Origin of the sequence: Erythrobacter sp. KY5, assembly GCF_003264115.1 — a bacterium.
Classification (GTDB): Bacteria; Pseudomonadota; Alphaproteobacteria; order Sphingomonadales; family Sphingomonadaceae; genus Erythrobacter.
This window is the reverse complement of record NZ_CP021912.1, coordinates 924,399-945,997: the sequence shown is the minus strand read 5'-3', so window position 1 is coordinate 945,997 and position 21,599 is coordinate 924,399. Positions and strand designations below refer to the sequence as shown.

General features: G+C 59.3%; 20 protein-coding genes and 1 tRNA gene. 15 read left to right on the top strand and 6 right to left on the bottom strand.

The window, feature by feature from the left end; all coding sequences use genetic code 11:
• Positions 1 to 15: 15 nt before the first annotated feature.
• Positions 16 to 495, top strand: coding sequence for a hypothetical protein (locus CD351_RS04570; RefSeq protein ID WP_111991517.1), 480 nt, complete (start codon positions 16 to 18; stop codon positions 493 to 495).
• Positions 496 to 545: 50 nt separating this feature from the next.
• Here the strand turns inward: CD351_RS04570 and CD351_RS04565 are convergent, their stop codons facing one another.
• The 3 genes from CD351_RS04565 to CD351_RS04555 form a co-directional block, all read right to left on the bottom strand.
• Positions 546 to 1,094, bottom strand: coding sequence for a GNAT family N-acetyltransferase (locus CD351_RS04565; protein ID WP_111991516.1), 549 nt, complete (start codon positions 1,092 to 1,094; stop codon positions 546 to 548).
• A 10-nt stretch (positions 1,095 to 1,104) separates the two neighbouring features.
• Entirely contained in the window at positions 1,105 to 2,292 is a 1,188-nt protein-coding gene (locus CD351_RS04560) for an aromatic amino acid transaminase (RefSeq protein WP_111991515.1), read from the bottom strand.
• A gap of 105 nt (positions 2,293 to 2,397) precedes the next feature.
• Positions 2,398 to 3,375, bottom strand: coding sequence for a DUF1134 domain-containing protein (locus CD351_RS04555; protein WP_111991514.1), 978 nt, complete (start codon positions 3,373 to 3,375; stop codon positions 2,398 to 2,400).
• 300 nt (positions 3,376 to 3,675) lie between these two features.
• Here CD351_RS04555 and CD351_RS04550 point away from each other — a divergent pair.
• A tRNA-Ser gene (locus tag CD351_RS04550) sits at positions 3,676 to 3,766 on the top strand.
• Here CD351_RS04550 and CD351_RS04545 read toward each other — a convergent pair.
• The gene (locus tag CD351_RS04545) at positions 3,728 to 4,579 is read right to left on the bottom strand and encodes a helix-turn-helix domain-containing protein (protein ID WP_111991513.1); all 852 of its coding nucleotides are present in this window, start codon (positions 4,577 to 4,579) and stop codon (positions 3,728 to 3,730) included. The genes CD351_RS04550 and CD351_RS04545 overlap by 39 nt on opposite strands.
• Before the next feature lie 161 nt (positions 4,580 to 4,740).
• Between CD351_RS04545 and CD351_RS04540 the strand changes: the two genes are divergently transcribed.
• Positions 4,741 to 5,889, top strand: a complete 1,149-nt coding sequence (locus CD351_RS04540) for a hypothetical protein (RefSeq protein ID WP_162627604.1) — start codon at positions 4,741 to 4,743, stop codon at positions 5,887 to 5,889.
• Positions 5,890 to 5,926: 37 nt separating this feature from the next.
• Here CD351_RS04540 and CD351_RS04535 read toward each other — a convergent pair whose 3' ends face one another.
• Positions 5,927 to 6,976 (bottom strand): phytase, encoded by a 1,050-nt coding sequence (locus CD351_RS04535; RefSeq protein ID WP_234027226.1) that lies wholly within the window; start codon positions 6,974 to 6,976, stop codon positions 5,927 to 5,929.
• The gene (locus CD351_RS04530; RefSeq protein ID WP_111991511.1) at positions 6,976 to 9,780 is read right to left on the bottom strand and encodes a TonB-dependent receptor; all 2,805 of its coding nucleotides are present in this window, start codon (positions 9,778 to 9,780) and stop codon (positions 6,976 to 6,978) included. The genes CD351_RS04535 and CD351_RS04530 overlap by 1 nt, the downstream gene beginning before the upstream one ends.
• A gap of 339 nt (positions 9,781 to 10,119) precedes the next feature.
• Here CD351_RS04530 and CD351_RS04525 point away from each other — a divergent pair, with 339 nt between their 5' ends.
• The 12 genes from CD351_RS04525 (at position 10,120) to CD351_RS04470 (ending at position 21,597) form a co-directional block, all read left to right on the top strand.
• A complete protein-coding gene (locus CD351_RS04525) occupies positions 10,120 to 11,163 on the top strand; it encodes a mannose-1-phosphate guanylyltransferase (protein WP_234027316.1) in 1,044 nt (347 codons plus the stop codon).
• Positions 11,163 to 11,981, top strand: a complete 819-nt coding sequence (locus CD351_RS04520) for a class I mannose-6-phosphate isomerase (protein ID WP_234027225.1) — start codon at positions 11,163 to 11,165, stop codon at positions 11,979 to 11,981. Before CD351_RS04525 ends, CD351_RS04520 begins: the two co-directional genes overlap by 1 nt.
• Positions 11,982 to 12,111: 130 nt before the next feature.
• A complete protein-coding gene (rfbA, locus tag CD351_RS04515) occupies positions 12,112 to 13,005 on the top strand; it encodes a glucose-1-phosphate thymidylyltransferase RfbA (protein ID WP_111991509.1) in 894 nt (297 codons plus the stop codon).
• An 11-nt stretch (positions 13,006 to 13,016) separates the two neighbouring features.
• A complete protein-coding gene (rfbC, locus tag CD351_RS04510) occupies positions 13,017 to 13,562 on the top strand; it encodes a dTDP-4-dehydrorhamnose 3,5-epimerase (protein ID WP_111991508.1) in 546 nt (181 codons plus the stop codon).
• Positions 13,559 to 14,407, top strand: coding sequence for a dTDP-4-dehydrorhamnose reductase (gene rfbD, locus CD351_RS04505; protein ID WP_111991507.1), 849 nt, complete (start codon positions 13,559 to 13,561; stop codon positions 14,405 to 14,407). Before rfbC ends, rfbD begins: the two co-directional genes overlap by 4 nt.
• A complete protein-coding gene (gene rfbB / locus CD351_RS04500; protein ID WP_111991506.1) occupies positions 14,400 to 15,452 on the top strand; it encodes a dTDP-glucose 4,6-dehydratase in 1,053 nt (350 codons plus the stop codon). Before rfbD ends, rfbB begins: the two co-directional genes overlap by 8 nt.
• On the top strand, positions 15,428 to 17,059 hold the full coding sequence (locus CD351_RS04495; protein WP_234027224.1) for a glycosyltransferase: 1,632 nt from the start codon (positions 15,428 to 15,430) through the stop codon (positions 17,057 to 17,059). The genes rfbB and CD351_RS04495 overlap by 25 nt, the downstream gene beginning before the upstream one ends.
• A gap of 11 nt (positions 17,060 to 17,070) precedes the next feature.
• Positions 17,071 to 17,865: a DUF5672 family protein gene (locus tag CD351_RS04490; protein ID WP_234027223.1), complete on the top strand. Its 795-nt coding sequence runs from the start codon at positions 17,071 to 17,073 to the stop codon at positions 17,863 to 17,865.
• A gap of 141 nt (positions 17,866 to 18,006) precedes the next feature.
• Positions 18,007 to 19,170: a Wzz/FepE/Etk N-terminal domain-containing protein gene (locus CD351_RS04485; RefSeq protein WP_111991505.1), complete on the top strand. Its 1,164-nt coding sequence runs from the start codon at positions 18,007 to 18,009 to the stop codon at positions 19,168 to 19,170.
• Between the two features lie 6 nt (positions 19,171 to 19,176).
• On the top strand, positions 19,177 to 19,959 hold the full coding sequence (locus CD351_RS04480) for an ABC transporter permease (RefSeq protein ID WP_111991504.1): 783 nt from the start codon (positions 19,177 to 19,179) through the stop codon (positions 19,957 to 19,959).
• The gene (locus CD351_RS04475; protein ID WP_111991503.1) at positions 19,956 to 20,603 is read left to right on the top strand and encodes an ABC transporter ATP-binding protein; all 648 of its coding nucleotides are present in this window, start codon (positions 19,956 to 19,958) and stop codon (positions 20,601 to 20,603) included. The genes CD351_RS04480 and CD351_RS04475 overlap by 4 nt, the downstream gene beginning before the upstream one ends.
• Positions 20,604 to 20,631: 28 nt before the next feature.
• A complete protein-coding gene (locus CD351_RS04470; protein WP_111991502.1) occupies positions 20,632 to 21,597 on the top strand; it encodes a phytanoyl-CoA dioxygenase family protein in 966 nt (321 codons plus the stop codon).
• Positions 21,598 to 21,599: the final 2 nt, after the last annotated feature.

The window sequence follows — 21,599 nt, the reverse complement described above, 5'->3', positions numbered from 1 at the left end:
GCCTAGCTTTCGGCCATGTCGACCGCTTATCCCCGCAACAGGCGCAACTCTCGCCGCCATCCCTGTGCCTTCACTCCGGTTCCGCTGCGCTCGCGCAGGGACGGATGGACGCCGCAGGTGCAATGCGCGTTTCTGGCCCATCTTTACCTGACCGGCTGCGTCGCTGCGGCAGCGCGCGAGGTGGGGCGCAGCCGCGAAAGCGCATACCGGCTGCGTCGGCGCGAAGGGGCGGAAAGCTTTGCGAGGTGCTGGGACCGTGTGCTGGACCCACGCTGCCCACCCGGCGTGATGCCGGTCCGCGAGCGGCGGGTAGAGGACTGGCGGAAAGTCACACTTCCAACACTCAGATGGCGGGTAGAGATCGGGCTGTGGCGCCCTGTCATCTATCGCGGGACACTGCGCGGGATTGCCCGGAAACCTGACGATTCCGCGCTTTTGCGGCTGCTGACGCGGCTCGATGCGAAGCTCGCGGACGTCGAAGAGGGGGTGTTATGATGAGGTGGCGCGTTTTTCCAAACCACCCCCTTGCGTGGTCCACCGCAAGCTCAGCCCTCAGCCAGCGGCCCCGCCTCAAAACCATCACGGTCGATCACGTAGAAGACGTGGCGCTGGTCCGAACCGGCCATGCCGCGCTGTTCGGTGCGCGGGGTCAGGCGGCCGCCGATCTTCTCCATCGCCTTGCGAGAACGGACATTGTCCTCACCCACCGCAAACCGGCACTCTGCCACGCTTTGGAGCGCATGCGCGATCATCAACCGCTTCATCTCGCGATTGGCCGCCCCGCCCCAGTGCGAACGCGCGAGGAAAGTCCAGCCAATCTCGATCGAACCGCCATCCCGCTCTTCAAGCCCCTGATAGCGTGAGGAGCCGATGATCTTGCCGCTCGCCTTGTCGATCACGACGAGAGCGCCCTCGTTGGCGAGCGCATCGTCGAAGAAGGCGCGGAAAACCGGTTCGCGCCAGCGGTCATGCGCGGGGTGGACTTCCCAGATCAGCGGATCGGACGCGACCGCGAAAAGCGCTTCCCAGTCGTCCTGGCGCAGGGGCCTGAGATGCAGGCTCGACCCTTCTAGCGTTGGTTGCCGGTCGAGCATGCTGGGCCTCTCAGCCCGTCACATCCGCAACAGCGGCGATGAACTTGTCGATGTTGTCCATGGTGAGACCCGCCACGTTGATGCGGCCAGACCCTGCCATGTAGATGCCGTGATCCTCGCGCAGCGCAACCACCTGCTCCTTGCTCACGGGGAGCATCGAGAACAGGCCGTTCTGGATACCGAGCGGCGCAAGATCGACGCTGCCGGCAACGCCCGCATTGGCAAGGTAGTCACGCACCTGCCGCATCCGGCCACGCATCTGGTCAAGCTCGTCGAGCCATTGCTGCGTCATCGCAGGATCGCGCAGGATCACGCGCACCGCTGCCGCTCCGTGGTCGGGCGGCATCGACCAGCTCGCACGGGCCAGCGCGTTGGCGTTCGAGAACGCCTTGTCGAGCGTGTCGGCACCTTCGGGCCCGGCCTTCGACATGATGTAGAACGCGCCCACGCGGTCGCGGTACATGCCGAAGTTCTTGTCGCAGCTGTAGGCGATGAACGCCTCAGGCACCTTGGCAAGGACGCGGCGGAGCCCATCGACGTCCTCGTCAAGACCGTGGCCCAGACCGTGATAGGCGGTGTCGATAATCGGGAAGGTGCCGCTGCTCGCCAAGGCATCGGCAATCGCATCCCACTGCTCGGCGGTGTAGTCGATGCCAGTTGGGTTGTGACAGCATCCATGCAGCAGCACACCTTCGCCCGGCCCTGCGCCATTGATCGCGTCAAGCACTGCATCGATGTTGGCAGTGCCATCGGGATTGGCATGGTCGAAGCCGACCCACTCAAGGTCGATGTCGCCAAAGATCTGCGCATGGTTGGGCCAACTCGGCGTGCCCATGTGAAGCCTGGTCATGCCAGCCGCCTGAGCCAGCGCTGCGGCCAGCCGGACCGCGCCGGTGCCGCCCGGCGTCTGCATCCCCTGAATGCGGCCGCCCATCGTCGGGTCTCCGCCGAAGATGTACGGCTTGAGAGCGTTGACGAAGCCCATATCACCTTCGGGGCCGAGGTAGGACTTGGAATCCTGGTTCTCGACCAGCCATTGCTCAGCCGCCTTGATCGCCCCGAATACAGGCGTTCCGCCCTGACCTGTGCGGTAGACACCGACGCCAAGGTCGATCTTGTCGGGCCGTTCGTCGGCAGCGTGGAGCTTGATCAGCGCGAGCAGCGCATCGGGCGATTGGGGTTCGAGATTGTCGAGCATGATGGCGCATGCTCTTACGCAGGTGCGCGCCGTGCGCAACTACCTTTCGAACCATGTTGCCCGCCGCCGCGCTTCTGCACGGTCAGCATCGGGCGATGTGCAACCTCAGAAGGGCAACCAGCGCTGCTTCTCAGAGAAACGCATATAGCCCGCATTGATGCCCAGCCTGAGGCCGGCACCCATGCGGATCGGGATCAGCACGACATCGCCGCGCCGCATGTAGCTCGCATGGAGGCCGCCTACGAAATAGGCCTGGCCTTCGCCTGCGGGATAGCGGCGGAAGATGTCCTGCGTGTCATACAGGTTGTAGACGAGAACGAAGGTGTTGCCCGCATTCGCTCCGGCATCGAAGCCGAGCGATGGGCCGGTCCAGTAGACCTTGCGCTGGCCTTCCACCTTGTGATGGAGCGTGCCCGAACCATAGCGCGCACCGAAGATGAAGGCACCGCCCGCTTCGCGCCCGACGATATAGCCATTGGGTTCGCCCTGTTTGCGCAGCAGATCCTCGATCATGCCCGCAAGGCCTTGTGCGCCCTTGCCAAACACGCCTTCGGCAGCGCCGATGAGGTCGTCCTCAGCGAAGGTGCCCGAAGAGGCTTCCTGTGCGCCGGCGACCTGATCGCCTGGAGCCGGGTCGGACCAGTCGGGCACGGCTTCGCCCGCCTGCGCTGGTGCGTTCTCGCCCTCGGCATAGGTGTTCGAATAGTCGGAGAACTCGTCTTCGAAGCCGGTCTGCGCTTGGGGTTGAAGCGGCTCTGCGGTGATAGGGGCCTCTCGCAGCGAAGGGTCCACGAGGTCGGCATCGATCGCGCGCGATCCTGCGCCGGTGCCCTGAACGCCCGCGCCTTGATCACCCGTGCTTTGATCAGCAGTGTCGAACGCCTCGTCCGGATCGAAACTCTCAACGTCCTGCGCCGCAGCCGGTGCGAGCACCAGCATCGCGGCGGCAAGCATGGCAGCGCCGGAGCGGGCGATGCGCGCGAGTGGAGAAAGGGGCGAGGCTTGCTCGTCCGGGTTATGGCCGGCGCCATGGCCAGCTTCATGGCCGGCGTTATGGGTTGTCAGGGGCTTGTCATTGCGCATCGTACACCTCTCCCGCATCAAAGCCGCCGCACTCTTGCACGGCCAAGCAGAGTCTCAATCAGCTGTCACGGCAATCGGGCGGCGACAAACCGAATCGAAAACGCGACGAAACGAGCCGATAGAAAGTCTGGGATGAATCAGGGATGGCCGGGAGAGTGGGAGCCCTCAGGAATGCTGCGTAAGGCGATTTGGATGCGACGGGCTGCGCTGGGCGCAAAACTCTTGCCATTGCCCCTTGCCGGTCATGCGAAGCGCGACTATAGCGCGCGGCTCGCAGCCAATGCTAAGGCCAGCGTCAGCGGAGACGTGGGTGAGTGGCTGAAACCAGTTCCCTGCTAAGGAACCATACCTACTACGGGTATCGAGGGTTCGAATCCCTCCGTCTCCGCCATTCATTCTCGAGGCCAGCTGGCAAACGCAAGGCGTGCTGGTCGAAGTGCCGGTCAGAGACTTCGCTGCGACGCTCGAAATCCAGCTGGGCCGGGGTCCGCCCGGTCAGCTCGCGCAGGTCGTTGATCATGTGGGCCTGATCGAAGAAGCCATATCTATGCGACAGGTCTGCCCATGATGGGCTGATGGTCTTGTCTGCCTCGGCGATTAGGGCGTTGGCTCGCAAAAGCCTGCTGTAGCTCTTTGCCGAGATGCCCATTCGATCCTTGAAACGGGCTCGAAACTGGCGCTCGCCGATCTCCACCCTTTGCCGAATTGCGCCAAGCGAGCCGGTGCCTCGCGCGCGGCGGATCAACCTTACGGCATGGTCGATATCGGCGCTGTCAGTATCCGATAGCGCCTTGAGCATCGGGCGCGCCATTGCGTCGGCTACAGCATTGGAGCCTGCACCACCACGCGCGAAAGCCAGAGCCTCGGCAAAGCGCTCGTCGGTCCAGTCGACGATTTGCCCGGCGACCTCATGATTGGCGACATCCAAAACGAGCGCCGCCACTTCGGGCGCTATTGCGATCCCGATGAGCTCCACCGCATCCTGAGGTGAGTAAGTGTAGGCTTCGGGTTGCGGGCCATGCAGGCGAAGGCGAATGTCGGCGATGGCTCCATCGCTCGACCAGGTGCGCCAGATAACGATGGAGGGATACCAGAACGGGACCATACGGTGCGCCGATGCTACGGTGCCACGGACACCATGGCTCCACGCGAAGATATCTCGATGACCGCGCACTTGCGGAAGGATGCGAAAGGTCCCGACCATTGCGTTGCCTTACAAGGGATAGCGGCGGGACAATAGCGGTCTCGCCCCGTGCCTTTGCCGTTTTTTCCAATACGGGGGTGCGAAACCGTGAGAAAGCGACGGAACGCCGAGCAATCAATTTCTCACCAGAGACAGGCATGCAGAAGTACCAGCCGAATAACATGCAAGCATTACGCAAAGCAATGATGATCGCGGTGCTATCGTGCTCATTCGCCGCCACCGTGCCTGTTTCGGCTAACGAAGGGTGGCAGAACGTCCCGCTGAACGAGGAGACATTCGACCTATCCCAAGCGAACTCAGCCTCTTTCGAGACGCGCGATGGACGCGATGCGCTGTGCATTGATGGCGAGGCGTTTTTGCGCGGCGTCTCTCTCGCAAACGGTTCTGTCGCCGTCGACATAGCGAACAACCATCATCGCCATTTTGCCAACCTGATTTTCCGCGCTGCATCGCAGGACGATTACGAGACCGCTTATCTCAGGATGCACAAATCCGGCCAGTTCGACGCGGTCCAATACACCCCCCATCTCAACGGCGAGACAAACTGGCAATTGTTCCGAGAGGCGCAGGCGAGGGTCGATTTTGGAGAGACCCCGTGGATCACGCTGACCGTCGATTTTGCCGACGACCGCGCACGAATTCGGGTGGGGTCGGATAGCGAGCAGCCGGCACTCGAGACTGTTCTGACCCTCCCAGCAAAGGAAGGAGGCCTTGGTCTTCGGACACTTTTCGAAGGGTGCTTCTCAAACTTCCGCTACACCGCTCAGAGCCCAGCATGGGCGACATCGGACGCCGAGCCACCACCCTCTCCTCCCGCCGGCACCATAGAGCGCTGGTCGCTTTCCGACGCCTTCCCGATGGAACGCTGGGCCGGAATCTCCGAGGATCTCCGTTCATCGCTCGTCTGGAGCACGGCTGAGGCCGAACCCAACGGGCGTCTCCTGATCTCGCGCTATCGCCGCAAGGCGACCTCGGGCGATTTTGAGCGCAACCAGCTTGATGGCGTGTATGCGGGTGTCGCCATCCATTCGCCGAACGCTCAAACCGCAGCCTTTCAATTCGATGCGAGCGACATGGCGACCGTTTGGCTCAATGGCGAGGCACTTGTTGCCTTCGACAACAGTTTTCGCGCGAAGGGTCCGCTCCACCGCGGCGACTTCGATGCCACCAAGCAGACTGTTGCGCTGCCCTTGCGCGAGGGTCGCAACGAACTCGTAGTCCTCGTGGCGGAGCGCGCCAATGGATGGGGACTTGGCGGCTCCGTACAGGCCGACGGAACGCTTCGCATAAAGCCGCTGGATAGCGACTGAAAAGCCAGCAGGCGGATGCGCCGGATTCAGACGAAACCTAGTTCTGAGGAGAGCCCTTCAATCGGGCGATAATCTCATCCCATCGCACCAGCTTGAAGTTTTGCGCACGAGGTGGGTTGATACCGTCTTGCGCGACGAACAACCCGGCGGGAAATTGGGGGCCGAAACCGCGCGTGTCGAGTTCGATACCATCGGTTTCCTCGACGCTCCCCACGCTGCCAGCGGCAATGCGAAACCGGCCTACAGGTTCGTATTCCGGTAGTGCATAGACGGCATAGGCATTGTCACCTTGCGAGGAGGCGATCAGATAGCCGGCATCGTCTCCCTCAGGTGCAAGCGCCAGACCCTCGACATCGGCGACGAGCATCGCGTTGTCGACCGACGCGACCAGGCGCTTGTCTCCGCTATCCAGGTCGATGGCCCAGATGCCTGCCATTTCCTCGCCGATGTAAAGCGTGTTCGTTCTTGGATCAATCACGCAGCCCTCAGGCTGACTGGGGACGGTTGTAAGGGTCCGCGTGGCTAGGCCTTCGCCCGCTAATGCGAGGTCGGTGCGGTAGATGATGCCATTCTTTGGAGCGCTGATTATCGTTATAGAGTTGTCGGCGGCGACCGCGATCATGCAAATGCCGTAACCCTCCCCGCTTCCCACTTCGATGCGCTCAGTGGGGGTCAATTTGCCGCTGCTTTTATCGAGCGTTGCAAGCTGAACATGCGCCGTGGCAAGATCGCTCCGGTCGCTTGCAGCCACGAGGACCTCGCCGTCCGGCAGTTCGACGAGGTCGACATTGTTGAGCCCGGCTGCCGGCATGAAGGACAGCTGCTCGCCCGAAAGGTTGTAGACATAAAGTCCACCCTTCTTGTCGGTCCCGACGATCAGGCTCGATGCGGGATCGGCATTGTTTCGCCAGATCGCAGGATCATCTGCGGCGTCTTCGTTGGTGGTGCCCACCGGCACTGTCTCGGCTTGAGCGAAGACGGTGACGGCGGGATCGCCCATGACCGGTATAGTTGCACACGACGCGACAAGGCCCATCACACCGGCGGCAAAACAACGGAAAGGCTGAAGCTTCATGGACGCGCTCATCAGAAAGTCAGCCTCACGCCGCCCTTCATCGTCCAGCTGTATTCTTCATATTGCAGGTTGTTCTGCCTGCCCCCGAGATTGTTGAAGGCGAAGAATTCGGCATCGTTGATGTTGATCCATTCGAAATAGAGCTGGACCTGATCGAGCACCTGATAGCGCGCGGTGAAATCGAGCTGGAAATGATCGTCGACGAAGCGATCGAAGTCTGGGCCATCCGCGTTGATCTCGTCAAGGAAGCCATCGCGATATGTGCCGGCGAGGCGCAGGCTGATCGGTCCCTTCTCATAACCGAGCACGGCGTTGAAGGTGTGCTCGCTGGTGGCCGGCAGCTCGATATTGCGGAAGGTCGGCGTGTCGCCCGGCGCGCCAATCTCCCCGTCGATCACCGCCCCCTCGGCATCGGTATAGGTGTAGTTAGCCTGTACCAGGAAACCGTCAAACGGCGCGGGAAGGAAATCGAGCTGTTGATAGAAGCCAAGCTCGACCCCGAAAATCTCCGCGCTTTCTCCGTTGATGAAGCTTTCAGCCTCTTCGAAGTCGGTGCCGAGGAAGCTGCCCGGACTGTCGAATGTCACTCCGACGATATAGTCGTCGAGATCCTTGTAGAAGACAGCTGCGGTGATCGCACCGTTATTCGTCATATAATATTCGAGCGACGCATCGAGGTTCCAGGCTGTCGTCGGCTGAAGCAGCGGATTGCCGATCACCGCTTCCTGATCCTCGTCGATCTCCACACGCGGGGCCAGCTGTTCGAAGTTGGGGCGCACCAGACTGCGATATCCGGCAAACCGCAGGATGAGGTCCGGCTGTGCAGCGTAGCGCAGGTTTACGCTGGGCAGCCAGTGATCGTAATCCCGCTCGAACAGGAGCGGGGTGACGGTCACGATTTCATCGTCCCCGACGTCGTCAAGCCGGGTGGTGAAACCATTGAGAGTGTTGTCCGTGCGCTCGTAACGAACGCCGCCGATCACAAGCAGGTCATCGCTCTCCCAGCGGCCAAGCAGATAGGATGCAACAATGTCCTCTTCGACCGTATAATCCTCGTTCGCGCTGTCGATCGCACTGTCCGGCTGGATGAGGTCGAAGGAGTTCCGGTTCGCAAAGAAGAAGTCGCTGGCTTCGGTCAGGCCGGGCAGCGGCGCGAGATTGGCGAGGGTGTTCGAGGGGCCTTCGCCCAGCACATCGGACAGGAAGTAGTCGTCGCGCTCGTAAAATTCGATCGTCCCTTCGAATTGTTTCTCACGCAGGCGGGCCTTCACACCGCCCTGTATCCGGAAGACCCCGCCGTCTGAGACGAAGTCGTACCCAAGGTCGAGGCGCCCGGCGAATTCTTCATCTTCCGCGTCAGAGAGCGCGGTGAACTCAACCTCGTCCAGCGCATAGAGGGTCGGATCAAAGAAGCCCGCGCTGTTTCCGGTGATATTAAACGCGGGGCGGCGTTCGTCGCCGTAGTCGAAGCCGAGCGAAAGCCCGCTGTCTTCGAATTCGCCGAGGAAAATCGTCGGGTCCACACTGCCATTTTCGAACTCGGTCGATTTGGCCCAGCTGACAGAATACTCTGCATCGAGGCCGCCAAAATCGCTTTCGCCGCCAAAAGTTAGGGTGCGGATACGCTGGCGTTCGAAGCGGTCTTTAACGTCGCGTTCGACTTCGATCAGGGCGTCGGCATCGTCGAACTGAGGGGCGAGCCCGCTGCCCGAGACATTTGCATCCTCAAGCTTGAAGACGAGGCGGCGACGGAATTCCTGATCGTCGAACTGGCTCCAGACGCCGCGCAGGTAAAGCTCGGTCGTGTCGCCGACGCGCAAGTCAAAGCCAAGCGAGGCGCTGATCCGTTCGCGCTCGACCAGATAGTCGCGATATTGCACTTCTTCGGCGTAAATCAGCCCGCCATCCTCGGTCCAGTCGTCGGCCTCGATATTGTCGGTCTGGAATTCGCGATTGTAGAATGTGAGACCGCCGCTCACGCCGAAATTCTCGGTCAGGCGCGTTGCGAAGTTTGCGCCAAGATCCGGTGTCAGTTCGTCGCGCAGGTCATTGTAGCTGCCGCCGATACGCAGCACATAGAGGTCTTCGCGGCGGTCGAAGGCGCTGGTCGTGTTGATCTCGATCGACGCGCCGATCGTGTCGGCGTCCATGTCGGGGGTGAGAGATTTCTTCACTTCGATCGATTCGATGATCTCGTTTGAAACCACATCGAGCGCGACCGCACGAATGTCGCCTTCGGGTGATGGGATGCGCACGCCATTGATCGACGTGGCGTTGAGATTGGGGTCGAGACCGCGCACCGCAACGAAGCGCCCCTCCCCCTGATCGTTGAGGACATTGACACCCGGCAAACGCCGCAGGCTTTCGGCGACGTTCTGATCGGGAAACTGGCCGATGGAATCGCGGGTCAGCACATCCGAAACGCCATCGGCCGAGCGTTTGCGCGACAGGGCCGATGCTTGGCTTGCACTCTGGCCGATAACGAGGATCTGAGAACCGCTCTGCCCAAGGGCAAAGTTCTGCGTGACCCGGCCTTCGCGCGGGACGGCAATGGTGAAGCTGACCGGTTCAGCACCGACATAGCTGGCGGTCACGGTGTAGCTGCCTTCGGGCACGTCGGAAAAGACATAGCTGCCGTCGCGCGATGTTGTGGTGCGACGACCAAGCTCTTCAATGCGGACTTCGGCGGCCTGCAGGGCGTCGGTGTCGCCAGCATCGGCGACAATCCCCCGGACTTCGCCCGCCATGGCAGGAGCAGCGATTGCAGTAGCCAGCGCGAATGCACCTGCGGATACGAGAAGTCTGTTATTGAGCATGGGTCCCCCATCGGTCTTTACCTGATGAGGGCTTCGCCTAGTGGCTTGGCTTTACGCGGTTGCGACACGTGGATAACCGTTTTTTGACAGTATCGACCAGAGTGAAACAATCCCGTCACGCTGGCCGCGGTATCCTCGGGGGAGAGTTCTGGGACTCACGCATGACGCGCGCATGCTTCCGTCCCATGGCGTTATTCACCTATCGCTGTACAAGCCTACCAAGGGAATGACTGCTGGCACCATTTCGGTTCTTAAAGGATACCATAACCGGTCCGCGTCTATTAGACCCAGCACGTTGGTAAACTATTTGAGGCCACCTGCGTGAGTGTCGACAACCCTATCCATCCGGTGATCTTGTGCGGTGGCGGTGGCACGCGCCTTTGGCCGGTCAGCAGAAACTCGTTTCCAAAACCGTTTCTGCCTTTATTGGGTGACCGAACGCTTTTTCAGCAAAGCATCGACAGGGTGTCGGATCCCAACCGCTTTGCGGCGCCGACGGTCGTGGCCGGAGAAGCGCATTCCAGTCTTGTCGCCAGTCAGGCTTCGGGCGATGTCCGGATCGTGATCGAACCGTGCGCACGCAACACGGCGGCGGCGATAGCGCTGGCAGCTCATACCTTGCCGCCTGACGACATAATGCTGGTCTGCCCAAGCGATCATCACATTTCGAATGTCGATGCCTTTCATTCCTCCGTTTTCGCGGCATCGCGGCTTGCATCGCAGGATTGGCTTGTGTCGCTTGCTATCGAGCCAACCGGTCCCGCGACAGGTTATGGCTACCTACAGACCGGGGACCCGTTGACCGGTGGGCATCGGATCGCGAAATTCGTCGAAAAACCTGACCTCGAGACCGCGAAACAGTTTCTCGCTTCGGGTCAATTCAAATGGAATGCAGGCATCTTTGCCTTCCGCGCCGGGTTCTTGCTGAAAGAGTTGAACCGCCATCGGCCTGAAATGGCAGCCTTGGTCGAAAAGAGCATCGATAATGGCCAGAACACCGAAACATCCTTCCGCCCAGCCGCAGCACCCCTCGAAAAGATCACGGGAGAATCGATCGACTATGCCGTGATGGAAAATACGTCGCGCGCAGCGATGGTCGGTGCCGACATGGGGTGGTCCGATATCGGCGACTGGGATTCACTTGCGAAGACGATCTGCGATGCAAATGACGGTCTCGGAAAAGAGGGCAATCTGGCAAGAGGTCCGGCCGATTTTCTTGAATGCAATGATGTGCTCGCTTTTTCCGACGGGCCTCGGATTTCTGTCATCGGGCTGGATAATGTCTGTGTCGTAGTCAATGGTGACGAGGTGCTCGTGACTTCTCGAGACAAGGCGCAGATGGTTGGCAAGCTTCCCGGAGCGCTCTTTCAGGGTGAAGCATAGTGCCGCTGGAAACCCGCCATCTCGCAACCCGGTTAGTAGAGAAGATATGGGGCTGCGATACGCTCCCAGCCCCGTTCTCTGCACCGGCGGGCGCGCGGATCGGCGAAATCTGGTTTGAGCCGCCCGAAGAGATGCCAGACATTCTCGTCAAGTACCTCTTCACCTCACAAAAGCTTTCGGTTCAGGTTCATCCCTCTGACGCGGATGCTTTGCCCGGTGAAGCTGGCAAGGAAGAATGCTGGCTGGTCATCGCAGCGCAGGAGGACGCAAAACTCGCTATCGGCTTCAAGAAAGAGTTTAGTCGTCACGACATTGAGCGCGCAGCGGTCGATGGATCCATCGAAGAGATGCTGATGTGGCATCCGGCAAAAGAGGGCGACATCTTCTACCTCCCGGCGGGCACTGTGCACGCAATCGGGCCGGGCGTGACGCTGGTCGAGGTCCAACAGACAAGCTCCACGACTTTCAGGCTTTACGATTATGGAAGGCCGCGCGCACTTCATCTGGAGCGCGCGATAGCGGTTGCCAACTGCTCGCCGTACTCGCCGGACCTGCACAGCAATCTATCCGAACGCGGACAAACGCTGATCGACGCTCCGTTTTTCCGGATGGACCGGATCGAGGGTGAGCCTAGCGAAGCCACACTTGCATCTCACCACGGGCCGTTCCTAATTCTGCCTCTGAGCGGCACGGTTGGCGCGAAGGGCGGGCAGGCAACGATTGCCCCTGGTGAATGTGGACTTGCGCCCGACCTCGTCTCGCTGGACTTTGGGGCCGCCAGAGAAACTCTGCTGATTTCCGCCGGCGTGGCCAGTTAGATCGAAGCCGGTTAATCCCTTCAATCGAGCAATCAATGGATACGGGTTTCGATCATCGTTGTTGACCCTCAACCGCGATGCTGCGAAGCGCGCGCCTGCAGTTACGGTAGCATTTACTTAGGAAGTGGCAGTGAGTTCCCAGCCTAGAAGAGGTATAATCCTGGCCGGTGGATCAGGCACTCGGCTTTATCCGCTTACAAAGGGCGTATCGAAGCAATTGATGCCTGTCTTCGATAAGCCGATGATCTACTATCCGCTCAGCACACTGATGCTGACGGGCATTCGCGATATCCTTATCATCACCACGCCCGACGATGCCGCACAGTTCCAACGCGTGCTCGGCGATGGTTCGGATCTCGGGGTCAATCTGAGCTATGCTGAGCAACCCCGGCCAGAAGGGCTTGCTCAGGCTTATCATATTGGCGCGGATTTCGTTCGTGGGGGCCCGAGCGCGCTGATCCTCGGAGACAATATCTTTTATGGCCACGGGCTTCCCGAGCTGCTTCGCAACGCCAACAAGCGCGGAAGCGGGGCGAGCGTCTTTGCCTATCGTGTGAGTTCTCCGGAAGATTTCGGGGTGGTCGAATTCGATGACACGGGTCGCGCCATATCGATCGAGGAAAAGCCCCAAGCACCCAAGTCGAACTATGCGGTGACCGGCCTGTACTTTTATGACGAAACAGTTGTCGATCGTGCCCGTGATCTTGCTCCGTCAGCGCGCGGCGAGCTGGAAATTACCGACCTGAACCGCCTTTTTCTCGACGAGGGGTCGATGTCGGTTGAGATAATGGGTCGCGGATTTGCATGGCTCGATACCGGAACGCACGCCTCTCTGCTGGACGCGGCGACATATGTGCGCATCACCGAGGAGCGTCAGGGTTTCAAGATCGCTTGTCCCGAGGAGATCGCGTGGCGTCAGGGTTTCATTGACGACGCGCGACTTGAAGAGATCGCACAGCCTCTGCGCAAGTCGGGCTATGGCGAATACCTGCTCGGTCTGCTCGATCAGCCCATGATTGGATAAACAGCAGTCGAATGGACATCATCGAAACCGAAATCGACGGCCCGTTGATAATCGAACCCAAGGTATTCGGCGACGAACGAGGCTTTTTCATGGAAAGCTGGAACGCCGAGACGTTTGCGGACGCTGGCCTCGACATGACTTTCGTGCAGGACAATCATTCGCGCTCACAAAAGGGCGTGCTGCGCGGCCTGCATTTCCAGAACCCGGGGCCACAAGGCAAACTGGTCCGCGTCGTTAGCGGCGCGGTTTACGATGTCGCGGTCGATCTCAGGCGATCTTCGCCCACCTTCGGCAAATGGGTAGGGGTTGAATTGTCAGCGCAGAACAAGCGCATGTTCTGGGTGCCGCAAGGCTTTGCTCACGGCTTCCTGACGCTAGAGGACAACACCGACTTCCTCTATAAATGCGACGCGCCATACGCTCCGCAGACGGAACATTCGCTGGCATGGGACGATCCCGAGGTTGGTATCGATTGGCCAATCGCAGGGCTCCAAGTACAACTGTCGGCCAAGGATCGCGACGGTCAGTCACTTTCGCAGGTGGAGGCGTTTGCGTGAAGGTTCTGATCACAGGCGCAAAGGGCCAGCTTGGCCGCGGGCTTGTTGCCAGCGCACCCGCCGGCACAGAGCTGCACGCGGTCGATATCGATGAGTGTGACCTGACCGACGCGAATGCTATTCGCGACCTCGTTCAAAAGGTGTCGCCGGACATCATCATCAACGCCGCCGCCTACACCGCGGTCGACAAGGCAGAGAGCGATGAGGAGACCGCGCGCGCTATCAATGCAGGTGCGGTGAAGGCGCTTTGTGAAGCACATCATGGCAAGCTGGTTCACGTCTCGACAGACTTCGTATTCGACGGTCAAAGCTCTCGCGCCTACCAGCCGGAGCACCCACGCGCACCGATATCCGTTTATGGCCGCACCAAGGCAGAGGGTGAGGACCATCTTCGGGCAAGCGACGTCCTCGTACGGACTGCTTGGGTGTACACGGCGGGTGGGGCAAACTTCGTTCGAACGATGCTTCGATTGATGTGCGAAAAACCTGCGCTCAACGTGGTTGCCGACCAGATTGGTGCGCCCACCTGGGCACCGGGCCTTGCTGCCACGATCTGGGGCCTCTTGAGCAAAGACGCCAGTGGCACGTTTCACCATTCGGATGCCGGCACCGCTAGCTGGTACGATTTTGCAGTCGCGATCCAGGAAGAGGCGCTCGCGCTCGGCCTTCTCGACGCGGCCATTCCGATCACACCCATCACCACCGCCGACTATCCCACACCGGCAGCGCGCCCCGCTTTCTCGTTACTGGACAGCAGCAAGACCCGCGCCCTGCTTCAGGATGGACATACGCACTGGCGGATAAACCTGCGGCAGATGCTGCGCGAGGAGAAGACACTTGGCTAATCTGCTGATCACCGGAGGCGCAGGCTTCATCGGCGGCAATTTCGTGCACTATTGGGCCGACAAGCATCCCGGCGATACGATCGTCGTGCTCGACTCTCTGACATATGCGGGCAATCGCTCAACCATCGAAGGGGTTGAGCAGGCAGAACTGATCGTGGGCGATATCCGCGATCAAGACCTTGTCGAAAAGCTGCTGCGCGAGCGCGACATCGCAACCATCGTGCACTTCGCCGCCGAAAGCCATGTAGACCGTTCGATTACCGGTCCCGATGCGTTCATCGACACAAATATCCTTGGGACCAACAGCCTGCTCAAGGCGGCACGAGCTGTCTGGTTAGATGGCGACGGCATGGAACATCGCTTCCATCATATCTCAACCGACGAAGTCTACGGATCGCTCGGCGCCGACGACCCGGCTTTCAGCGAAACCACGCCTTACGCACCCAATTCTCCTTATTCGGCATCCAAGGCGTCGTCCGATCACCTCGTGCGCGCCTATCACCACACGTTCGGGCTGGATGTGACAACCACCAATTGCTCGAACAATTACGGTCCATACCAGTATCCCGAAAAGCTGATCCCGTTGTTTCTGCTCAACGCTCTGTCGGGCAAGAACCTTCCGATCTATGGCGACGGAATGAATGTGCGCGACTGGCTGCATGTTGAGGACCATTGCCGGGGTATCGAAGCCTGCCTTTCGAAGGGTGTGCCCGGCGAGACCTACAATATCGGCGGCGGCGAGGAACTGCCGAACATGGCAGTTATCGACGCGATCTGCGCAGAAGTGGACAGAGCCTTCGAAGAAGTTGATGGCGTCGCACAGCGCTATCCCGATGCGCCCGCTGCAAACGGCAAGCCTACCAACACGCTCAAAACGTTCGTAACCGACCGCGCAGGCCACGATCGCCGCTATGCGATCGATGAAACCAAGGCACGCGGCGAACTCGGCTATGCGGCTGAACGAACCTTCGAAGAAGGTCTTCGACAGACATTGCGTTGGTATCTTGCCAACGAGCACTGGTGGCGTCCATTGCTCACCAAGTGAGCGGAAAAACAGCTTATCTGCGCCTCCTGGTGCATGCCCAGGCAATGGCGCTGTCACCGTGGCTTTATGCAAAGTGCGCCTTTTGGCGGCTAACCGGCAAGAGGCTGCGAGCACGGCTTCGCCTCGCTCCGATTCTGGGAAGCACTCCGCACGCCTATAACCTTTGGCAGGCTTTGCGCGAAAATGAGCGTGATACGCCAGAGGAGATGGGATCGGCGCGACTGATTGCGCTTGTCGAGGACGGCGATGGAACGGAGGCGACGCTCGAAAGCCTAAGACAGGCTGGAATCGAAGCGCAGATCATAGCTCATGATGCTGATGCCGCGCTACGCGCTCTGTCGAATGAGCAAGGCGAGCTTTGGGTGATGCCCCTGGCGAGCGGCGACCGTGTCAATCCGCGTGCCGGAAAGATCTATCGCAACACCGCCGACGCTGCGCCGCAGTCGGGTTGCCTGATCTATGCCGATGACGACCTGATCGACCGCAAAGGCCAACGCAAAGCTCCACATTTCAAGCCGGATTGGAATAGTGAGCTTTTCCAGTACCATGACTACCTGACCGGCGCTGCAATTGTGCGGGCGGGTTTGCGAGTTGAGCCTGGCGATGACTGGGCACGCGCGCTCATTGAGCACGGCATCTCCACAACGCGCGAACTGGGCGGTGAGGTAATTCATTGCCCGACGGTGCTTCACCATCGCCGGAAGAGGCCAGAGCCACGCGTACCAACGGCGCACCCGAAACCCGGGTCGCCGCTCCCCAGCGTAAGTGTGCTGGTGCCCACTCGCGATCGCGTTGACCTCTTGCGCACCTGCCTCGAAGGGCTAGCGCGAACGGACTATCCGCAGAGCACGGAAATCATCGTGATCGACAATGGCTCCACCGATCCCGAGACGCGCGACTACCTCGCCAGCCTCGATCCTGATTTCGCGCGCGTTTTGCGCGATGATCGAGACTTCAACTTTTCCGCGCTCAATAATCGGGCAGCAGTTGAGGCGAAGGGCGAGCTGCTCTGCTTCTTAAACAACGACATTCAGATCGCGGACCCGCGTTGGCTGAAGGCCATGGCCGCCCAGGCCATCCGCCCCGAAGTCGGGGCAGTCGGCGCGCAGTTGCTCTATCCCGATGGCCGCATTCAGCATGCCGGCGTTGTAACCGGCATCGGCGGAGCGGCGGCGCACGCACACCGATTGCTGCGCCCGAAAGACCTGGGCTATTTTCAGCGTCACAATCTGCCACAATTCGCAAGCGCGGTGACCGCGGCGTGCATGGTGGTTTCCCGGCACAAATTTGACGCAGTGGGAGGATACGACGAAGACAAATTCGCCGTGTCGTTCAACGATGTCGATCTTTGCCTTCGGCTACGAGCGAAGGGATGGCACAACTTATACGAGCCGCGCGCGCAATTGGTACATCACGAATCCGTATCGCGCGGCCGTGATCTTGATCCTGTCGGCAGTGCTCGACAGAGACGAGAGGTAGAAGCGCTGCAGGAACGCTGGGGCACACAACTTGTCATGAGCGAAGAAATAGGCGAAAGACCCGCGCACGACCCCTTCCACCACCCCGAACTAAGCCCTTACAGCGAGCAGTTCGTCTTGCGCCTGTAACCATGAGTCGCATGTCTCATTCTCCAGACAATCCAGGCCAGCGCATCACGCTAAAAAACGTAACCCTGTGCGCCGTCAGCTCGTCGAACGTCGAAGCGACGATACGTGCGATGGAGGCCTGCCTCGCGCAGGCGGAGTTCGCTGAGGCGTTGTTATTCACCCATCTCGACACTTCAGGAACGGTTCCGGATGTTCCTGAGGACATTCGTATCGTTCCCATCGATCAGCTGCGCTCCTCCGAAGCCTACTCTCAATTCATCCTGTCCCGGCTTGTCGATCACATACGCACGGAGCACTGCCTGATCGTGCAGTGGGACGGGCACATTGCCGACGCTTCGCAATGGGACGATGCATTTCTCGACTACGACTATATCGGTGCAAGCTGGCCGCAATTCGATGACGGACACGAAGTCGGCAACGGTGGCTTCTCGCTCCGCAGCCGCCGCCTTTTGGAAGCGTGCCGCGCCGATGGATTTAAGGCGCACCACCCCGAGGACATTGCAATCGGCCGGACAAATCGCGACTTTCTAGAAGCGCAAGGAATGACTTTCGCGCCCGTGGAGCTAGCCAACAGGTTCGCTGCCGAAAGAGCAGGAGACCCGGATGCCGCATTTGGCTATCACGGCGTGTTCCTGATGCCGCACGTGCTGGGAGGTGAGCGGTTCTGGTCGATTTTTCGCAACCTCGATGACCGCGCGACATTGCGGCCTGATTTCAAGACCATCCTGCGAGCCGTGGCTGGTGGCAAAGGCGGGATAAGGCGCGCAATCAGTCTGGCGGCGCGGCGGGTTCTCGGGCTATTGTGAATGCCCTCCTTAACGGCGCTGTTACTGAAACGACTTGGGAAATTCATAATAGTGCTGCTATGGGGCGCGTTGATCCTCAGGCGGCTGTTTCATCGCGACGATATGCGCCTCACCAGATTTGCTGAATTAAGACCCTAAGAAATGCAACATGACCCCGAACTGCAGCGCCAAGCAGAGGCGACTGGAAGGACTTCCAAGCTTTACACCATGCTCAGGCGTTGGCGGTGGTTTGGCGCGTGCGTGATTGCGCCTACTTTGTTGGCGGCGCTCTATTTCGGGTTCATTGCTGCCGACATTTACCAATCGGAGTCCCGCTTCGTCATCAAGGCGCCTGAGCGGCAACAATCCAGCGCTTCGGCGCTGGGCACCTTGCTCCAAGGCACGGGGCTGGGCTCTGGCGCGGAACAGTCGAGCGAGATTATCGGATATCTGCGATCACGCGACGCCTTGTCCGATCTATCGCAAACAATCGACGTGCGCGGTGCTTTCGCATCGAGCGAAGCTGATTTTTTGAGCCGGTTCCCGCTGATTTACCAAGGCGACAGCTTTGAAGACCTGTACGAGTACTCGCAGTCGATGATTTCTGCGCAGACCGATTCGGAAACCGGCCTGACTGTGCTAAAGGTCAACGCCTTCACTGCAGAGGAAGCGCAAGAGCTTAATGCAGGGTTTCTCGATCTCAGTGAGCAGCTTGTGAACCGGCTCAATTCGCGCGTAAACTCGCAGGCGATCGAAGAGGCTCAAGATCGTGTGGAACTTGCGCAGGAACGAGTGCGCGATGCGCGTATCCAGCTTGGCGCTTACCGCAATTCATCGCAATTGCTCGACCCTGAGCAACAGGGGGCTGGAGTATTGGAAGTATCGAACGCGCTGATAACTCAAGAATCCGCACTGCGCGCGCAGCTTGCCGAGATCCAGAGCAACGCGCCCAACCATCCCTCGATTCCAGCGCTTCGTGATCGCATTGCAGGCATTTCGCAGCAGGTCGCTGAACAAACCGCCCGGGCGGTTGGCAGTCCAAACGCAATCGCTGCGAAGATCACGCAATACGAGAATCTTTTGGTCGAGCAGGAATTCGCTGAACAGACGTTGACGGCAGCCAACGCTGCGCTCGAGCAGGCGCGCGTGGAGGCCAAGCAACAGCAATATTATCTTGAGCGGGTGGTTGAGCCAAATCGCCCTGATGTTGCGACTCTCCCCAACCGAATTCGTAGTATTCTCGCAGTCTTGTTCGGCACCCTCTGCCTCTATCTGGTGGGCTGGATGCTTTCGGTAGGGGTCCGCGAGCACGCTCCGGAAGACTGACCGGCGATGGGACAACTTACTGACGGACTGCGTGTCCAGATCAAGGTTATTCAAGCACTGACCAGCCGCGAGTTGATGACGCGGTTCGGGCGTGAGAACATCGGTTTTCTCTGGATCATGGCCGAGCCCCTGCTTTTTGCAGGCCTGGTAGGAATTGTCTGGACCTACCTTCGCGGGCCGGAGGCTTACGGTATAGGAATTCTGGCGTTCGTGGTGACTGGCTACGTTCCGCTAACATTCCTTCGCCATTCCTTCAGCAGGTCGGCGAGCATATTTGTTGCGAACAGCTCGCTGCTCTATCATCGCCAAATCAAGGTCCTCGATTTCATTTTCGTGCGTGTCTTGATCGAGGCGATCGGAGCGATGATGGCATTCATTTTTGCCGGGATTGTGCTTGGATTTTTTGGTCTATTCCCGTGGCCAGCAGACATCGTGGCGCTGGTTGTTGGCTGGGCGATTTATGTAATCTTCGTGTTAGGTGTCTGCACGATGCTAGCGCCGCTTTCAGAAGTGTCGGAAGTCGTCGAAAAGCTGGTTCCGGTCAGCGTATATGTAGCTATCCCTTTCTCGGGGGTTTTCAATTTGGCATCGTGGCTACCACCCGCAACAAGGGACGCCCTGATGTGGTCGCCGATGGTCAGCGGAATGGAATTGATGCGTTATGGCGTGTTCGGAGACGCAGTCACGCCGCACTACGATATCGAGAAGGCGCTGGGCATTTCAATCGTGACGCTGCTCGTGGGACTGATCCTATGCCGCCGTGTTCGTAGGACGATGACGGTCACATGATTGAATGCAAAAATCTGCACATGGAGTATCGCAGTGGCAAGGCGACAAAGCATGTACTTCAGGGGGTCGATTTTTCGATCGGCCCTCGCGACCGCATCGGCTTGCTGGGTCGAAACGGAGCCGGCAAGTCGACCCTCATCCGCTTAATCGGCGGGGTCGAGATGCCGACTGCTGGCAAGATCGTGCGGCGGATGACCTGCTCTTGGCCGCTAGGCTTCACCGGCGGATTCCAAGGTAGCCTGACCGGCTATGACAACGCCCGATTTATCTCGCGCATCTATGATAAACCCTATTCTAAAATACGCGACTTCGTTGAGGATTTCACCGAGCTCGGAACTAACCTGAAGATGCCCGTAAAGATCTATAGTTCAGGTATGCGCGCACGCCTAGCTTTCGCGCTCTCGCTGGCTATCGAATTTGAATGCTATTTGATCGACGAAGTGATCATGGTTGGCGACAAGAATTTTCAGGACAAGTGCAAGGCCGAATTCTTTGAGAAACGGCAGGATCGGGCATTGCTACTTGCGTCACACAGCCTCGAAATGGTCGAACAGTACTGCACTCGAGCAATCGTTTTGGAGGGCGGCCGCGCGTGTTTGTACGATGACGTGAGCGAAGCGGTTTCTGCCTACAAGGCACTGTGATGAAAGCAATCGCCAGGAAATCGAAATAATGAGTGAACGCATCTTTCCCGGCGTCCCTCGGATTGAGTCTCCAATCTTCGCCTGCGACAAATTAGCTGACTTGACTGAAAAAGAGCAGCGCATCGCACGCGATCTCAACACCAATGGCTTTGCGGTGATCGATTTCCCCGATCCGGACATAGACGCTCGCATCGACCGGATCCTCACCAATCTCTCTGCAAGCTTCGAAGTCGATTTCGAGGATCCGAAGGCTGACAAGACACTTGGAGAGCGGCGGGTGCAGGACGCCTGGCAATTCGACGATGATGTCCGAGCGATAGCCTCGAACGAGGCCCTAATTGATCTCCTTGGAAAGCTTTACGGTCGAAAAGCCTTCCCATTCCAGACGTTGAATTTCCCGGTCGGGACCCAGCAGGCGGCCCATTCCGATTCAGTGCATTTCTCGTCTCTGCCCGAACGTTACATGTGCGGCGTGTGGCTGGCCATGGAAGATGTTTCGGCAGACGCAGGCCCGTTGTTTTACGTCAAAGGTTCGCACAAATGGCCGATCGTGACCAATGCGATGATCGGACGTCGCGGTTACGGAAGCGAGCTTAGCTCGGCTCAGGATCCGTTCGATGAGGCATGGGACGCGCTTTGCCATGCGCATGGCCTCGATCAGGAACCGTTTCTCGCCCGCAAGGGGCAAGCGCTCATCTGGACAGCAAACCTGCTACACGGGGGAAGCAAGCAAGCGGACCCCACCCTGACCCGTTGGTCGCAAGTGACGCACTACTTTTTCGAAGATTGCATCTACTATACACCAGCATATTCGGACGAAGCTCTTGGCAAACTCGACATGCGGCGACCGGTGGCGATTCATGATCAGAGACCGCGGTCATGCACATATCTTGGCGACGTTGTCGAAACGCCGGTTCCTCCTGTGAAGGCCCCGTCGAAAAAGGGGCGGCTTGCCAGGTTACTTGATCGCCTCGGTTCGAAAACCTCGGGATAGCG

Bases quoted from the DNA above. Each gene is read 5' to 3' on its own strand.
- CD351_RS04470 (WP_111991502.1), top strand. From the start codon at position 20,632: ATGAGTGAACGCATCTTTCCCGGCGTCCCTCGGATTGAGTCTCCAATC.
- rfbC (WP_111991508.1), top strand. From the start codon at position 13,017: ATGGACATCATCGAAACCGAAATCGACGGCCCGTTGATAATCGAACCC.
- CD351_RS04480 (WP_111991504.1), top strand. From the start codon at position 19,177: ATGGGACAACTTACTGACGGACTGCGTGTCCAGATCAAGGTTATTCAA.
- CD351_RS04565 (WP_111991516.1), bottom strand. From the start codon at position 1,094: ATGCTCGACCGGCAACCAACGCTAGAAGGGTCGAGCCTGCATCTCAGG.
- CD351_RS04490 (WP_234027223.1), top strand. From the start codon at position 17,071: ATGTCTCATTCTCCAGACAATCCAGGCCAGCGCATCACGCTAAAAAAC.
- CD351_RS04540 (WP_162627604.1), top strand. From the start codon at position 4,741: ATGCAAGCATTACGCAAAGCAATGATGATCGCGGTGCTATCGTGCTCA.
- CD351_RS04570 (WP_111991517.1), top strand. From the start codon at position 16: ATGTCGACCGCTTATCCCCGCAACAGGCGCAACTCTCGCCGCCATCCC.
- CD351_RS04530 (WP_111991511.1), bottom strand. From the start codon at position 9,780: ATGCTCAATAACAGACTTCTCGTATCCGCAGGTGCATTCGCGCTGGCT.
- CD351_RS04475 (WP_111991503.1), top strand. From the start codon at position 19,956: ATGATTGAATGCAAAAATCTGCACATGGAGTATCGCAGTGGCAAGGCG.
- CD351_RS04545 (WP_111991513.1), bottom strand. From the start codon at position 4,579: ATGGTCGGGACCTTTCGCATCCTTCCGCAAGTGCGCGGTCATCGAGAT.
- CD351_RS04485 (WP_111991505.1), top strand. From the start codon at position 18,007: ATGCAACATGACCCCGAACTGCAGCGCCAAGCAGAGGCGACTGGAAGG.
- CD351_RS04560 (WP_111991515.1), bottom strand. From the start codon at position 2,292: ATGCTCGACAATCTCGAACCCCAATCGCCCGATGCGCTGCTCGCGCTG.
- CD351_RS04555 (WP_111991514.1), bottom strand. From the start codon at position 3,375: ATGCGCAATGACAAGCCCCTGACAACCCATAACGCCGGCCATGAAGCT.
- CD351_RS04535 (WP_234027226.1), bottom strand. From the start codon at position 6,976: ATGAGCGCGTCCATGAAGCTTCAGCCTTTCCGTTGTTTTGCCGCCGGT.